This is a genomic window from Kitasatospora sp. NPDC096140 (assembly GCF_040303045.1).
Taxonomy (GTDB): domain Bacteria; phylum Actinomycetota; class Actinomycetes; order Streptomycetales; family Streptomycetaceae; genus Kitasatospora.
Genome location: NZ_JBEOUW010000027.1, coordinates 23,811 through 36,699, shown reverse-complemented (window position 1 = coordinate 36,699; position 12,889 = coordinate 23,811). Strand labels below are relative to the sequence as shown.

Annotated in this window: 14 protein-coding genes; 2 read left to right on the top strand and 12 right to left on the bottom strand. The window is 73.0% G+C overall.

What is annotated here, in order from left to right; genetic code table 11:
* The first annotated feature begins 5 nt into the window (after positions 1–5).
* Complete coding sequence (locus ABT048_RS26035) at positions 6–1,028, top strand: M4 family metallopeptidase (RefSeq protein WP_350523912.1); 1,023 nt, start codon at positions 6–8, stop codon at positions 1,026–1,028.
* 130 nt (positions 1,029–1,158) lie between these two features.
* Positions 1,159–1,425: a protealysin inhibitor emfourin gene (locus ABT048_RS26030; protein WP_350523911.1), complete on the top strand. Its 267-nt coding sequence runs from the start codon at positions 1,159–1,161 to the stop codon at positions 1,423–1,425.
* A 144-nt stretch (positions 1,426–1,569) separates the two neighbouring features.
* Here the strand turns inward: ABT048_RS26030 and era are convergent, their stop codons facing one another.
* From era to ABT048_RS25970, 12 genes are all read right to left on the bottom strand, one after another.
* Positions 1,570–2,499, bottom strand: coding sequence for a GTPase Era (gene era, locus ABT048_RS26025; protein ID WP_350523910.1), 930 nt, complete (start codon positions 2,497–2,499; stop codon positions 1,570–1,572).
* Positions 2,500–2,555: 56 nt separating this feature from the next.
* A complete protein-coding gene (locus ABT048_RS26020) occupies positions 2,556–2,723 on the bottom strand; it encodes a hypothetical protein (protein ID WP_350523909.1) in 168 nt (55 codons plus the stop codon).
* Between the two features lie 136 nt (positions 2,724–2,859).
* Entirely contained in the window at positions 2,860–3,213 is a 354-nt protein-coding gene (locus ABT048_RS26015) for a cytidine deaminase-like protein (RefSeq protein WP_350523908.1), read from the bottom strand.
* Positions 3,214–3,241: 28 nt separating this feature from the next.
* Positions 3,242–3,787 (bottom strand): DUF4383 domain-containing protein, encoded by a 546-nt coding sequence (locus tag ABT048_RS26010; protein ID WP_350523907.1) that lies wholly within the window; start codon positions 3,785–3,787, stop codon positions 3,242–3,244.
* 26 nt (positions 3,788–3,813) lie between these two features.
* A complete protein-coding gene (locus tag ABT048_RS26005) occupies positions 3,814–4,050 on the bottom strand; it encodes a hypothetical protein (protein WP_350523906.1) in 237 nt (78 codons plus the stop codon).
* Positions 4,051–4,083: 33 nt separating this feature from the next.
* Positions 4,084–5,409, bottom strand: a complete 1,326-nt coding sequence (locus ABT048_RS26000) for a hemolysin family protein (protein ID WP_350523905.1) — start codon at positions 5,407–5,409, stop codon at positions 4,084–4,086.
* 19 nt (positions 5,410–5,428) lie between these two features.
* Positions 5,429–5,923 (bottom strand): rRNA maturation RNase YbeY, encoded by a 495-nt coding sequence (gene ybeY / locus ABT048_RS25995; protein WP_189917985.1) that lies wholly within the window; start codon positions 5,921–5,923, stop codon positions 5,429–5,431.
* A 14-nt stretch (positions 5,924–5,937) separates the two neighbouring features.
* Positions 5,938–6,969, bottom strand: coding sequence for a PhoH family protein (locus tag ABT048_RS25990; protein WP_350523987.1), 1,032 nt, complete (start codon positions 6,967–6,969; stop codon positions 5,938–5,940).
* Between the two features lie 410 nt (positions 6,970–7,379).
* Complete coding sequence (locus tag ABT048_RS25985; protein WP_350523904.1) at positions 7,380–8,303, bottom strand: ribonuclease Z; 924 nt, start codon at positions 8,301–8,303, stop codon at positions 7,380–7,382.
* Between the two features lie 6 nt (positions 8,304–8,309).
* On the bottom strand, positions 8,310–8,663 hold the full coding sequence (locus tag ABT048_RS25980; RefSeq protein WP_350523903.1) for a histidine triad nucleotide-binding protein: 354 nt from the start codon (positions 8,661–8,663) through the stop codon (positions 8,310–8,312).
* A 52-nt stretch (positions 8,664–8,715) separates the two neighbouring features.
* A complete protein-coding gene (locus ABT048_RS25975) occupies positions 8,716–9,447 on the bottom strand; it encodes an RDD family protein (protein WP_350523902.1) in 732 nt (243 codons plus the stop codon).
* Positions 9,448–9,592: 145 nt separating this feature from the next.
* Complete coding sequence (locus ABT048_RS25970) at positions 9,593–12,859, bottom strand: S41 family peptidase (RefSeq protein WP_350523901.1); 3,267 nt, start codon at positions 12,857–12,859, stop codon at positions 9,593–9,595.
* Between the last annotated feature and the right edge of the window lie 30 nt (positions 12,860–12,889).

The window sequence follows — 12,889 nt, the reverse complement described above, 5'->3', positions numbered from 1 at the left end:
GCCACATGACTGCAGCAGTACCGATCTGCACGATCGTCCCGCCGTACGTCCTCGACCGCCTCGCCGAGGCCGGTCACGAAGCCGCCGTCCACTCCCTCGCGCTCGACGCCGCGCACCGCGCGGCCCGCCTCTCCCCGCCCCGGCCCACCGGCGGAGCCCCCGGCCTCAACCGGGTGATCTCCGACGCCGCCCACAGCCAGCGACTGCCCGGCCGCACCGCCAGAACCGAGGGCCAGGCGGCCGTCTCCGACGCCTCCGTCAACCACGCCTACGACGGCCTCGGCGCCACCTTCGCGCTCTACGCCGACGCCTTCGGCCGGCACTCCATCGACGACCACGACCTGCGGCTGGACGCCACCGTCCACTACGGCCGCAAGTACGACAACGCCTTCTGGAACGGCCACCAGATGGTCTTCGGCGACGGCGACGGCGAGATCTTCGGCGACTTCACCGCCTGCATCGACGTCATCGGCCACGAACTCACCCACGGCGTCACCCAGTTCACCGCCGGACTGGACTACCAGGACCAGCCCGGCGCGCTCAACGAGTCGGTCTCCGACGTCTTCGGCTCGCTCGTCAAGCAGTACGCGCTGCGCCAGAGCGCCGCCGACGCCGACTGGCTGATCGGCGCCGGACTGCTGGCCCCCGGCATCCAGGGCGTCGCGCTGCGCTCGATGAAGGCGCCCGGCACCGCCTACGACGACCCCCGGCTCGGCAAGGACCCGCAGCCCGCGCACATGCGGGACTACGTGGACACCGCCGAGGACAACGGCGGCGTGCACATCAACTCCGGCATCCCCAACCACGCGTTCTACCTGCTCGCCACCGCGCTCGGCGGCTCGGCCTGGGAGCGCGCCGGGCGGATCTGGTACGACGCGCTGACCGGGCGCACGCTGCCCGCCGACGCCGACTTCACCGCCTTCGCGCGGGCCACCGTGGCCGCCGCCAAGGCCCGCTACCCCGACCAGTCCTCGGTCGCGGACACCGTCACGGCCTCCTGGGCACAGGTCGGGGTCAGCCCGGGGTGACCCGCCGGCGGGAGTCCGGGCGCGGGCGCCGGACGACGCGAGAGTGGTTGAGACCGGGTTGAGGTGCGCTTAAGGTCACGGTCCGGGAAAAGTGCCGCAAAAGCCTTCCCTGGGTAGCACCATGGACACCATGCGTATCCAGGTGACCCGGACCGGCGGCTTCGCCGGAATCGTCCGCCACGCGGAGCTCGACACCGCCGAGCGCACGGACGCCCCGCACGTCCACGCCCTCGCCCGCGAGGCCGTCGCGGGCGGGCTGCGCGCCCCCTCGTACGGGGTGCCGGACGGTTTCCACTACGAGATCACCGTCGACAACCGGACGGTGTACTGCGCCGACCCCAAGCTCACCGACTCGCAGCGGGAGCTGGTGTCGCTGGTGCTGCGCGAGGGCGCGTGACGCCACCCCCCGGCTCCCGGGTGCACAACTCCTCGGCGCCGCGGCCCTGCTGACGCCGGGCCCGGCCGGGTGCGACGAGGGCCCGTCCGGACGCAACGGCGTCCGGACGGGCCCAGGGCGTCCCCGCGGGCTCGAACTCCCCTGTCAGAAGCCGAGCTTGCGCAGCTGCTTCGGGTCGCGCTGCCAGTCCTTGGCGACCTTGACGTGCAGGTCGAGGTAGACCGGCGTGCCGAGCAGCGCCTCGATGTGCTTGCGGGCGGTCGTGCCGACGTGCTTGAGCCGCGAGCCCTTGGCGCCGATCACGATCGCCTTCTGGCTCTGCCGCTCGATGTAGACGTTGGCGTGGATGTCCAGCAGCGGACGGTCCGCCGGGCGGCCCTCGCGCGGGAGCATCTCCTCGACCACGACGGCCAGCGAGTGCGGCAGCTCGTCCCGCACGCCTTCGAGCGCGGCCTCGCGGATCAGCTCGGCGACCATGATCTGCTCGGGCTCGTCGGTGAGGTCGCCGTCCGGGTAGAGCTGGTCGCCCTCCGGCAGCAGCTTGGTGAGGAGGTCGGCGACCAGTTCCACCTGCTTGTCGCCGACCGCGGAGACCGGGATGATCTCGGCCCACTCGAAGCCCAGCTCGATGCCGAGCTGGTGGATGGCGATCAGCTGCTCGGCCAGGCGCTTGGAGTCGACCAGGTCGGTCTTGGTGACGATGGCGACCTTCGGGGTCTTCTTGATCCCGGCGATCTCCTTGGCGATGAACTTGTCGCCGGGGCCGATCTTCTGGTCGGCGGGCAGGCAGAAACCGATCACGTCGACTTCCGCCCAGGTCGTGCGGACCAGGTCGTTGAGGCGCTCGCCGAGCAGGGTGCGCGGCTTGTGCAGACCGGGGGTGTCGACCAGCACGAGCTGGGCGTCGGGGCGGTGCACGATGCCGCGCACGGTGTGCCGGGTGGTCTGCGGGCGGTCGGAGGTGATCGCGACCTTCGTCCCCACCAGGGCGTTGGTCAGGGTCGACTTGCCCGCGTTGGGCCGGCCGACGAAGCACGCGAACCCGGAGCGGTACGAGGAGGAAGGGGCATTCATGGGCTCCATTCTCCCTGATCAACGGAGCCCCGCCGTCCGGGGTCACCCCCGGGGGGTCAGCCCTTCTTTCCGCCCTTGCCGTTTTCCGGGATCAACGAGACCACCACCAGCACCAACAGGAAGCCCAGCGAGCCGAACAACCAGGCCGCCGAACCGGTCTCCTGCCACTTCCCGAGCCCCATCACGAACAGCAGCAGCCCGGCGAAGAACGCCACCGCCCCCATGCCCCAGCCCCCTCACCGAGTCCACTCCCCCGGTGAGATTATCTGCAGAACCCATGGGGGCAACCGCGCCGGGCCACCCCACCCGGGAACGGCCGCCCCGAGGCCCTTGCGGCCCCTTGCGGCCCCTCGGAGCGCCTCAGCGCGCCTCGGCCGCCACCCGCAGCACGCCGTCCGGACCGGCCAGCAGCACCGGCGTCCCGGCCCCGCCCAGGTCCCGCACGGCCGCCAGATCGGCCTCGGCCGGCTGCTCCGCCTCGCTCACCACGGCCGCCGCCTCCAGCGACTTGGCGCCGCTGGCCACCGCCATCGCCACCGCCGTCTGCAGCGCGCTCAGCCGCAGCGACTCCAGGGCGACCGTCCCGGCCACGTAGGTGCGACCGGTCTCGTCACGCACCGCGGCCCCCTCGGGGACGCCGTTGCGGGCGCGGGCCGAGCGGGCCAGGGTGATGATCTTCTTGTCTTCGGGATCGAGCTCGACGATGTCACTCATGCCGCCGAGCATAGGCACCGCTCCCGCGTCAGTGGCCGACCGGGTGGGTGCGGCCCGGGTTCGGGTTCATGACCTTGACGAAGGTCTTCGGGCCGGACGGCATCGGCACCTCGCGCTCGGCGCGCTCACGCCAGTACGGGTTGTCGTGCGGCAGGTGGCTGCTCACCCGTCCGTACATCCCGAAGGTCGTCAGGACGACCCCGAAGATGAACGCGAACAGCACGTTCGACATCCGGAAGTTGAGGATGTTGGCGTCCGGCCGCCCGAGCACCGTCAGGCCGTAGAAGCCGGACAGCACGAACAGCACGCCCACCACCATGTTCAGGTTCGCGGCGAAGTTCCCGCCGATCACCGCCCCGACCACCAGGATCGCGCCCGCCACGATGGACAGGACGGCCAGCGCGCCGTTGGTCGACAGCCCCACGATCTGGTCACCCCTGGTGTCGAGGAACCCCGGGTGGTCGGCGAGCCCCAGGGCCCCGAACACGATCAGGAAGATCCCCCCGAGCCCCGCCCCGATCCGCCAGACCGTGACGAGCTTGTGGTCGACGGGCAGTTCGTCTTGCAGCTTCATGGCGACCTCCAGAGCTCAGCCACGGCCTAGCTGTAGGGGTTGGTCCCCTGCATGTGCGGCGTCTCGTGCATGTAGAGCGAGCCGCACTGCTGGCAGCAGCGCAACCCGGTGCCCCACTCCTGCTCGGGCCGCGTCTCTGCGTCGTCGGGCATGGTCCGGCCGCAGAGCGCCGTCGACAGGTCCTCGTCCCGCACCACGTGCCAGGACTTGACTCCGCCGGCCGCCCCCTGCGGGCCGTACTCCGCGCGAAGTTTGTGCGTCATGCCCTCCATGGTCGCTCGGCGACCGTCCCGCCGCTACTCGCCCGCCGGTACCCCGGGTTCGTCGGTGGCGCGGACCGGGGAGGCGACCATCGAGCCGATCCGGTTGCGGCGGCCGGCCGAGGACTCGGCGGTCAGCAGGATGCCGGTCAGGCCGCCGTCGACCGGGTCCGGCAGCGGGATCTCGCAGGCCGAGCCGGGGATCGGCACCCGGCCGAGGTGCTTGGCCAGCAGGCCGCCGACGGTCTCGACGTCCTCGTCCTCCAGCTCGATGCCGAACAGCTCGCCCAGGTCCTCCACCAGCAGGCGGGCGGTGATCCGGTACGAGCCGTCGCCGAGGTCCTCGATCGGTGCGATCTCCCGGTCGTACTCGTCGGTGATCTCGCCGACGATCTCCTCCAGGATGTCCTCGATGGTGACGAGGCCCGCCGTGCCGCCGTACTCGTCGATCACGATCGCCACGTGCGAGCGGCGCTGCTGCATCTCGCGCAGCAGGTCGCCGGCCGGCTTGGAGTCGGGGACGAAGACGGCCGGGCGCATCACCGCGCCGACCTCCTCGGCCTCGGCCTCCCGGTTGATGTGGGTGCGCCGCACCAGGTCCTTGAGGTAGACGATGCCGACCACGTCGTCCTCGTTGTCGCCGACCACCGGGATCCGCGAGAAGCCCGAACGCAGCGCCAGGGTGAGCGCCTGCCGGACGGTCTTGTGCCGCTCGATCATCACCAGGTCGGTGCGCGGCACCATCACCTCGCGCACGATGGTGTCGCCCAGTTCGAAGACCGAGTGCACCATCCGGCGCTCCTCGTCCTCGATCAGGTCGTCCTTCTCGGCGAGGTCCACCAGGGCCCGCAGTTCCGCCTCGGAGGCGAACGGCCCCTCGCGGTAGCCCTTGCCCGGGGTGAGCGCGTTGCCGAGCAGGATCAGCAGCCGCGGGATCGGGCCGAGCACGGCGGCCAGCGGCAGCAGCACGAAGGAGGAGGCGGTCGCCGTGGTGAGCGGGTGCTGGCGGCCGATCGTGCGCGGAGAGACCCCCATCGCGACGAAGGACACCAGCACCATCACGCCGAACGCCAGCAGCACGGCCTGCCAGGTCGGCGTGACGTTGCGCACGCACACCACGGTGACCAGGACGGCCGCCGCCATCTCGCTGGCGACCCGGATCAGGGTCGCCAGGTTGAGGTAGCGGATCGGGTCGGAGGCGAGGGTCAGCAGGCGTGCCGAGCCGCGCCGGCCGACCCGCACCGCCTCCTCCGCCCGGAACCGGGAGACCCGGGAGATGCCCGCCTCGGCGCACGCGGCCAGCCAGCCGAGCACGACGAGCAGCACGGCACCCAGGATGAAGCTCGTACTCTCACCACTCACAGGGGTTCGGGCTCCGCGCTCAGTGGGTGGTGGGGGCCGGGGAGATGCCGCCGAGGCCGCGGCCCGCCCGCCAGTCGTCCAGGATGCGCTTCTGGAGGGCGAACATCTCCTCCTCCTCGTCGGGCTCCTCGTGGTCGTAGCCGAGGACGTGCAGCACGCCGTGGACGGTGAGCAGCTGCAGCTCCTCGTCCATCGAGTGCTTCGAGGGGGCGGCCTTGCCCTGCTGCTCGGCGACCTCGGGGCAGAGCACGATGTCGCCGAGCAGGCCCTGCGGAAGCTCCTCGCCCTCCTTGCCGGGACGCAGCTCGTCCATCGGGAAGGACATCACGTCGGTGGGTCCGGGGAGGTCCATCCACTGGATGTGCAGCTCCTCCATCGCCGCACCGTCCACCAGGATCACGGACAGTTCGGACTGCGGGTGGATCCGCATCTTGTCCAGTGCGAAGCGGGCGACGTCGAGGATGGCTTCCTCATCGGCGTCCCAACCGGACTCGTTGGCGATGTCGATCGACATGACGGGCTGTGTGCTCAGCTTTCGGTGCGATGGGACTGTCGGGGTGCTCGGGGCGCCGTGGCCTTGCCCGGGCGCCGCTGGGCGGGCTTGCGGGGAGCGGTACCGCTCTCCTCGGCCTCCTGGCGGGCGTCCCAGCGCTCGTAGGCGTCCACGATCCGGCCGACCAGCTTGTGGCGGACCACGTCGGTGCTGGTGAGGACGGAGAAGTGGATGTCGGGCACGTCGGCCAGGATCTCCTGGACGACCTTGAGCCCGCTCCTGGTGCCGCCCGGGAGGTCGATCTGGCTGGTGTCGCCGGTGACGACCACCCGGGAGTTGAACCCGAGGCGGGTGAGGAACATCTTCATCTGCTCGGGCGAGGTGTTCTGGGCCTCGTCGAGGATGATGAAGGCGTCGTTGAGGGTGCGGCCGCGCATGTACGCCAGCGGCGCGACCTCGATGGTGCCGGCCGCCATCAGGCGCGGGATGGAGTCCGGGTCCATCATGTCGTGCAGCGCGTCGTACAGCGGGCGCAGGTACGGGTCGATCTTCTCGTAGAGGGTGCCGGGCAGGAAGCCCAGCCGCTCCCCCGCCTCGACCGCCGGGCGGGTCAGGATGATCCGGTTGACCTCCTTGGCCTGCAGGGCCTGCACGGCCTTGGCCATCGCCAGGTAGGTCTTGCCGGTGCCGGCCGGGCCGAGGCCGAAGACGATCGTGTGCCTGTCGATCGCCTCGACGTAGCGCTGCTGGTTGAGGGTCTTGGGGCGGATCGTACGACCGCGGTTGGACAGGATGTTCGCGGTGAACACCTGGGACGGCGCCGGGCTGTCCGGGTCCTGCTCCTGGCCGCGGAGCATGGCGATGGAGCGCTCCACGGAGTCCTCCGTCAAGGGCTGGCCGGTGCGCAGCACCAGCATCATCTCGTTGAAGAGCTTCTGGACGAGGGCCACCTCGGCGCGTTCCCCGGTGGCGGTCACCTCGTTGCCGCGGACGTGGATGTCGGCGGCGGGGAAGCCGTGCTCGATCACGCGCAGCAGCGAGTCCGCCGTGCCGAGCAGGGTGACCATCGGGTGCTTCTCGGGGATGACGATCCGGGCGCTGACACGGCCGTCGTCGGCCGGTTCGGGGCGCGACTGTCCGTTGGTACGGGTCTGCGATGTGTCACTCATAGGTCGGCGCTGGGGCCTGCCTCATCCCATCCGTGGTGTCGTGTGCCGCTCGGTGTCTCCGGGGCACCAGGGTACGCCGCGGGCGTGATCGCTGCGGCGGGCGGCGGGGCCGCACCCGTCGATGCTGCGGCAGTTCGCGGGACGGCGCGAGCCCTTTTTCCGCGGCTGCCCGGCGCGGGCCCGTCCACGACCGGCGCGGGCGCCTTCCCTGCCGGCGCCGGAGGGTCCACGACCGGCGCCGGAGGGCGCAGGAGGGGCGCCGGAGGGTCCACCGCCGGCGGCGGGGTCCACGGCCGGCGCGGGCGGGTTCACGGCTGACGGCGGGCGGGGACGGGCACCCGGGCGAGGTCGGCGGCCAGCACCAGCTCCCCGTCGAAGTGCTTGCGGGCGTCGGCCAGGTGCTGGCCGAGGTCCGGGTAGCGCTGGGAGAAGTGGGTCAGCACCAGGGTGCGCGCGCCGGCCTCGGCGGCGACCTTGGCGGCCTGCCCGGCGGTGAGGTGGCCGTGCTCCTCGGCGAGGCGGGCGTCGGCGTCGCTGAAGGTGGCCTCCACGACCAGCAGGTCGGTGCCCTCCGCGAGGGCGTGCACGCCCTCGCAGAGCCGGGTGTCCATCACGAAGGCGAACTTCTGGCCCGGCCGGGGCTCGCTGACCTCGTCCAGAGTCACCCGCCGGCCGTCCACCTCGACCGCGCCCTCGTGCTGCAGCCGACCCACCGCCGGACCGTGGACGCCCAGGGCGGCGAGCCGTTCGGGCACCAGGCGGCGGCCGTCCGGCTCGGACAGCCGGTACCCGAAGGACTCCACCGGGTGGTCCAGCCGCACGGCGTCCAGCGCGAAGCGGGCGCCGGGCGCGGGCAGCGGGCCCGGCTCGTCGATCGGCCGGGGCCGCAGCACCGCGGTCTCGTGGTACGCGGTGGCGTGCCGCAGCCGCTCGAAGTAGACCTCGCCGGACGCCGGGAAGTAGACGTCCACCGGGTGCGGGACGCGGTCCAGGTTGATCCGCTGGATCACCCCCGCGAGGCCCAGGCAGTGGTCACCGTGGAAGTGGGTGACGGCGATCCGGGTGATCTGGGTGGCCGTGACCCCGGCGTGCAGCATCTGGCGCTGGGTGCCCTCGCCGGGGTCGAACAGCAGCCCCTCGCCGTCCCAGCGCAGCAGGTAGCCGTTGTGGTTGCGGTGCCGGGTGGGCACCTGGCTGGCGGTGCCGAGGACGACGAGTTCGCGCTGGGACACCTGGGATCAGACCATGCTCTCGGTCATCCGCGTGCCGCCGAGCACGTGGACGTGGGCGTGGAAGACGGTCTGCCCGGCGCCCGCACCGGTGTTGAAGATCAGTCGGTAGTCCGTGATGCCCTCGTCCTCGGCCACCCGGCCCGCCTCCGCGAGCAGTTCGCCGGCGATCTCCGGCTCGGCGGCGGCCAGCGCGGCGGCGTTCGGGTAGTGGACGTGCGGGATGACCAGGACGTGCACGGGGGCCTTGGGGGCGATGTCGCGGAAGGCGAGGGTGCGCTCGGTCTTGCGCACCACGGTCGCCGGGATCTCGCCCGCCACGATCTTGCAGAACAGGCAGTCGGGCTGCGGCTCGCCGGCCATCGGCTACTCCTCGGGATCGGTACGTCGGGTGGTGGGGCCGTACGGGCGCAGCCTAGCCGAGCCCGGCCACGGCCTGCCGGTACTCCTGCAGGTGCTTCCAGCGCACCGCGCGCATGCCGACGATGTCGCCGTCGTCCAGGTCGAAGTCCTCGGAGATGAGCGCCACCGCGAGGAAGACGAAGCCGAGCAGCCAGCGCCTGGTGAGCCGCCAGGTGTTGGGCCGCATCACGCGCTTGGTGCGCACCAGCCGCATCGCCAGGACCGCCTTGCCGACGCTGAAGCCGGTGAGCCGGGCGAGCACCACCTGGTTGAGGAAGGACACGCCGAGGCCGACGACGAGCAGCGCCACGAAGTAGGGCACGGCCGGGCCGCCGCTCTGGACGGCGTGGCCGGCCACGTGCCGGACCTTCGGGCGGCTCGCGGCGTTGGCGGCGACGAAGCCGAGGCCGACGGCGAGGAAGAAGTCGAGCACGATCGCCAGGAAGCGCCGGCCGCCGCCCGCCTCCTTGGGGCACGGCGGCAGCGCCGCCGACCGCTGCGACTGCTGCGGCTGCTGCGGGTAGGGGTTGGGGTAGGGATCGGGCTGCCCGTACGGCTGCGCCGGCGGCTGCTGGCCGTACTGCTGCTGCCCGTACGGCTGCTGCGGCGGCTGCGGGTGCCCCTGCGGTGCGTACCCCTGCGGCGGGTACGGCTGCGGTTGCTGCTGGTAGGGCGGGTACGGCTGCGGCTGCGGCGGTCCGTAAGGGTTCTGGTCGTACTGCGGCGGCGGGTAGCCCTGCGCCATGGTGGTTCCCCCGAAAGCTGTGGATCAAGAAACAGCCCCGCATCCTACCCACGCCCCGGAGCGGGAAGTCGGCTCTTGCGACTTCCCGCTCCGGCCGCGCCCACCGAAAGCGCGCCCGCGCCCGGACCGGAGGGCCGCCCCGGCGCTACCGCCAGGGCAGCGGCGGCGCCGTGCGGGCCGGGCTCCCGGCGAGCGCGGCCAGGGCGATCCGGACGCCCTCGGCGAGCTGCGGGTCCTCGCCGGCCGCCCAGTGGTGCGGGGCGATCGGCACCTCGACGTCCGGGTCGACGCCGTGGTTCTCCACGCCCCAGCCGTAGTTCTCCAGCCAGAACGCGTACTTGGGCTGGGTGACCAGGGTGCCGTCGACGAGCCGGTAGCGGCTGTCGATGCCGATCACCCCACCCCAGGTGCGGGTGCCGACGACCGGGCCGATCCCGAGCGCCTGGATGGCGGCGTTGACGATGTCGCCGTCCGAGCCGGAGTCCTGGTCGGCGAGCGCGACGACCGGCCCGCGCGGGGCGTCGCCCGGGTACGGCACCGGGCTGTCGGTGTCCCGGCTGACGTTCCAGCCGACGATCCGGCGGGCGAGCTTCTCGATCACCAGCTGCGAGGTGTGGCCGCCGCGGTTCTCCCGGATGTCGACGATCACGCCCTCCCTGGCCATCTCCGAGCGCAGGTCGCGGTGGATCTGGGCCCAGCCGGTGGTCTGCATGTCGGGAACGTGCAGGTAGCCGAGCCGGCCGTCGGACAGTTCGCGCACGGCGGCCCTCCGGCCGGCCACCCAGTCGTGGTAGCGCAGCGCCTCGTCGTCGGCGAGCGGGACGACCACCGGGTGGCGCCGGTCGGTGCCGTCCTTGCCGGCCACGGTCAGTTCCACCGGCTGCCCGGCGGTGCCGGCCAGCAGCGGGGCGGGGCCGGTGACCGGGTCCACCGGGCGGCCGTTGACCGCCAGGACCGCGTCGCCCGGGCGGATCGCCGCGCCGGGCGCGGCCAGCGGCGAGCGGGCCCGCGGGTCGGAGGACTCGCCGGGCAGGATCCGGGCGATCCGCCACTGCTCGCCGTCCTTCACGAGGTCCGCGCCGAGCAGGCCCTGGCGCCGGGCGGGCTCGGTGTGCGAACCGTAGGGCACCACGTAGGCGTGCGAGGTGCCGAGTTCGCCGTGCACCTCCCAGAGCAGGTCGACCAGGTCGTCGTGCGAGCCGACCCGCTCCACCAGCGGCCGGTAGCGCTCCAGCACGCCGGCCCAGTCCACGCCGGCGAGGTCGGGGCGCCAGAAGTTGTCCCGCATCAGCCGGCCGTTCTCGGCGAACATCTGGCGCCACTCGGCGGCCGGGTCGACGGTGACGCGCAGCCGCGCGAGGTCCACGGCGGTCTCGTCGTCCTCGCCGGCCGCCTTGTGGTCGGCCGGGACGATCCGCAGCTCGCCCTCGTCGAGCACGGCGACCCGGCTGCCGTCCCCGCTGACCGCGAAGCCGTCGACGTCGTGCACCAGTTGCTCGACCCGGCGCTTCTTCAGGTCGAAGCGCTCCAGCACCGGCCGCGGCCGTTCGTCCTCCAACGAGGCTGCCTCGTCGCCGAGTTCGCCGAGCAGGGGGACCCTCGTCCACAGCACGCCGTCCTTGGCGGCCCGCAGGGTGCCGAACAGGCCGCCCTCGACCGGGAAGGGGACGATCCGGTCGGCGATGCCGTCCAGGTCCACCCTGGTCACCGGCGCCGAGTCGGTGCCGCCCTCCTCGCCGTCCGCCTTCTTGGCCCGGGGCTCGTCCTCCTCCCCGCCGAGCGGGCGCCCGGCCCGCTGCGGCCCGAACGGGGACGGCGTGTCGGCGGCCAGGGTGATCAGGTACGGGCGGCAGCCGTTGGGGAACGACAGGTCGAAGACGTGCGAGTCGTAGACCGGGTCGAAGTTGCGCACCGACAGGAACGCCAGGTACCGGCCGTCCGCGGTGAAGGCCGGCGAGGTGTCGATGAAGCGCTGCTGGGTGGCCTCGCTGACGGTGCGGGTGGCGAGGTTGGCCAGCACGATCTGGCGCAGCGAGAACGGCCCCAGCCCCGGCACCGGCCGCGACCAGGCCAGCCAGGCGGAGTCCGGGCTGAAGACCAGCCCGCCGACCTCGCCGTCGGTGCTGCGGTCCAGCTCGTGCACGGTGCCGTCGGCGAGCGCCACCAGCAGCACCCGGCCGTCGTGCACGCCGAGCGCGGCCTGCTTGCCGTCCGGGGAGACGGCCAGCGAGTTGACCCGGCCGAGCTGTCCGGCGGCCAGCCGGCGGCGCTCGGCGCCGTGCACCGCGGGCGCGAACTCCAGGGCGTCCTCGCCCTCGGCGTCGGACACCCACAGCACGCCCTGGGCGCCGTCCTCGCCGGGCACCACCCGGACCAGCCGCCCGCGCACCCCCGGCGTCTCGTCCAGCACCCGGGCCGGGCCCTCCCGGTGGGTCAGCCAGTGCACGCTGCCGCGCACCACGACGGCGCTGGCCCGGCCGGTGCGGTCGGGGGCGACGGACTCCAGCCAGTGCGCGGCGGGCACCGGCCGGGGGCGCAGGCCGGTGCGCGGGCCGGCCAACCGGACCTCCAGGCGGCGCGGCTCGGCGCCCTCCAGGTCGTCCAGCAGCCAGACGTCGCCGGCCCGGTGGAACACCACCCGGGTGCCGTCGGTGGCGGCGTTGCGGGCGTAGAAGCCGTCCGGGTCGGCGGTGTGGCGGCGCAGGTCGGAGCCGTCCGGGAGGCTGGACCACAGCTCGCCGACGCCCTCGTGGTCGGACAGGAACGCGATCCTCCCTCCTTGCCCGCCATCGGGCAGGAGGGGCCCAGCGACCCACAGCGGCGAGGACAGCTGGCCGTCCAGCTCCTCGTGGACGCGGACGAACTCGTCCCGGCCGATCCACAGCTTGCCGGCCCGCCCGCCCCGGTAGCGCTTCCACCAGGCCGGTTCGCGGATCGCCGCGCTCGCCAGCAGCACCCGGTCGCCGCCCGGTTCGAAGGCGATCCCGCCGATCGGCCCGTACGGCAGCCGGGCGGGCTCGCCGCCGTCCAGCGGCACGGCGTGCGCCCAGGTGCGGCGCAGGGTGGCCTGGCCGGCCGTGGTGGTGGCGATCGGGCGGCCGTCTTCCGTCCAGCCCTGCACCCGGGTCTGGCCGCTGCCCCAGTGGGTGAGCCGGCGCGACGGGCCGCCGTCCACCGGCACCACGTGCACCTCGGGCGCGCCGTCCCGGGCGGAGGTGAAGGCGATGTGCCGCCCGTCCGGGGAGAACCGGGGATCGTGGACCGGCAGGTGGTCGGCCGTCAGCCGCCAGGCCCGGCCGCCCTCCAGCGGGGCGAGCCACAGGTCGTTCTCGGCGACGAAGGTGACCAGGTCGCCGTGCAGGTGGGGGTGGCGCAGGTAGGCGCCCGCGGGGGTGCTCAGGAAGTCCGTCACGCGGCCAGCGTAGGCACGTGCGCGTACGAG

What these genes read in the sequence shown, in the direction of transcription:
- ybeY (WP_189917985.1), bottom strand. Translation starts at nt 5,923, where the DNA reads ATGTCGATCGACATCGCCAACGAGTCCGGTTGGGACGCCGATGAGGAA.
- ABT048_RS26035 (WP_350523912.1), top strand. Translation starts at nt 6, where the DNA reads ATGACTGCAGCAGTACCGATCTGCACGATCGTCCCGCCGTACGTCCTC.
- era (WP_350523910.1), bottom strand. Translation starts at nt 2,499, where the DNA reads ATGAATGCCCCTTCCTCCTCGTACCGCTCCGGGTTCGCGTGCTTCGTC.
- ABT048_RS25975 (WP_350523902.1), bottom strand. Translation starts at nt 9,447, where the DNA reads ATGGCGCAGGGCTACCCGCCGCCGCAGTACGACCAGAACCCTTACGGA.
- ABT048_RS26010 (WP_350523907.1), bottom strand. Translation starts at nt 3,787, where the DNA reads ATGAAGCTGCAAGACGAACTGCCCGTCGACCACAAGCTCGTCACGGTC.
- ABT048_RS25980 (WP_350523903.1), bottom strand. Translation starts at nt 8,663, where the DNA reads ATGGCCGGCGAGCCGCAGCCCGACTGCCTGTTCTGCAAGATCGTGGCG.
- ABT048_RS26015 (WP_350523908.1), bottom strand. Translation starts at nt 3,213, where the DNA reads ATGAGTGACATCGTCGAGCTCGATCCCGAAGACAAGAAGATCATCACC.
- ABT048_RS26020 (WP_350523909.1), bottom strand. Translation starts at nt 2,723, where the DNA reads ATGGGGGCGGTGGCGTTCTTCGCCGGGCTGCTGCTGTTCGTGATGGGG.
- ABT048_RS25990 (WP_350523987.1), bottom strand. Translation starts at nt 6,969, where the DNA reads ATGGTCACCCTGCTCGGCACGGCGGACTCGCTGCTGCGCGTGATCGAG.
- ABT048_RS26030 (WP_350523911.1), top strand. Translation starts at nt 1,159, where the DNA reads ATGCGTATCCAGGTGACCCGGACCGGCGGCTTCGCCGGAATCGTCCGC.
- ABT048_RS26005 (WP_350523906.1), bottom strand. Translation starts at nt 4,050, where the DNA reads ATGACGCACAAACTTCGCGCGGAGTACGGCCCGCAGGGGGCGGCCGGC.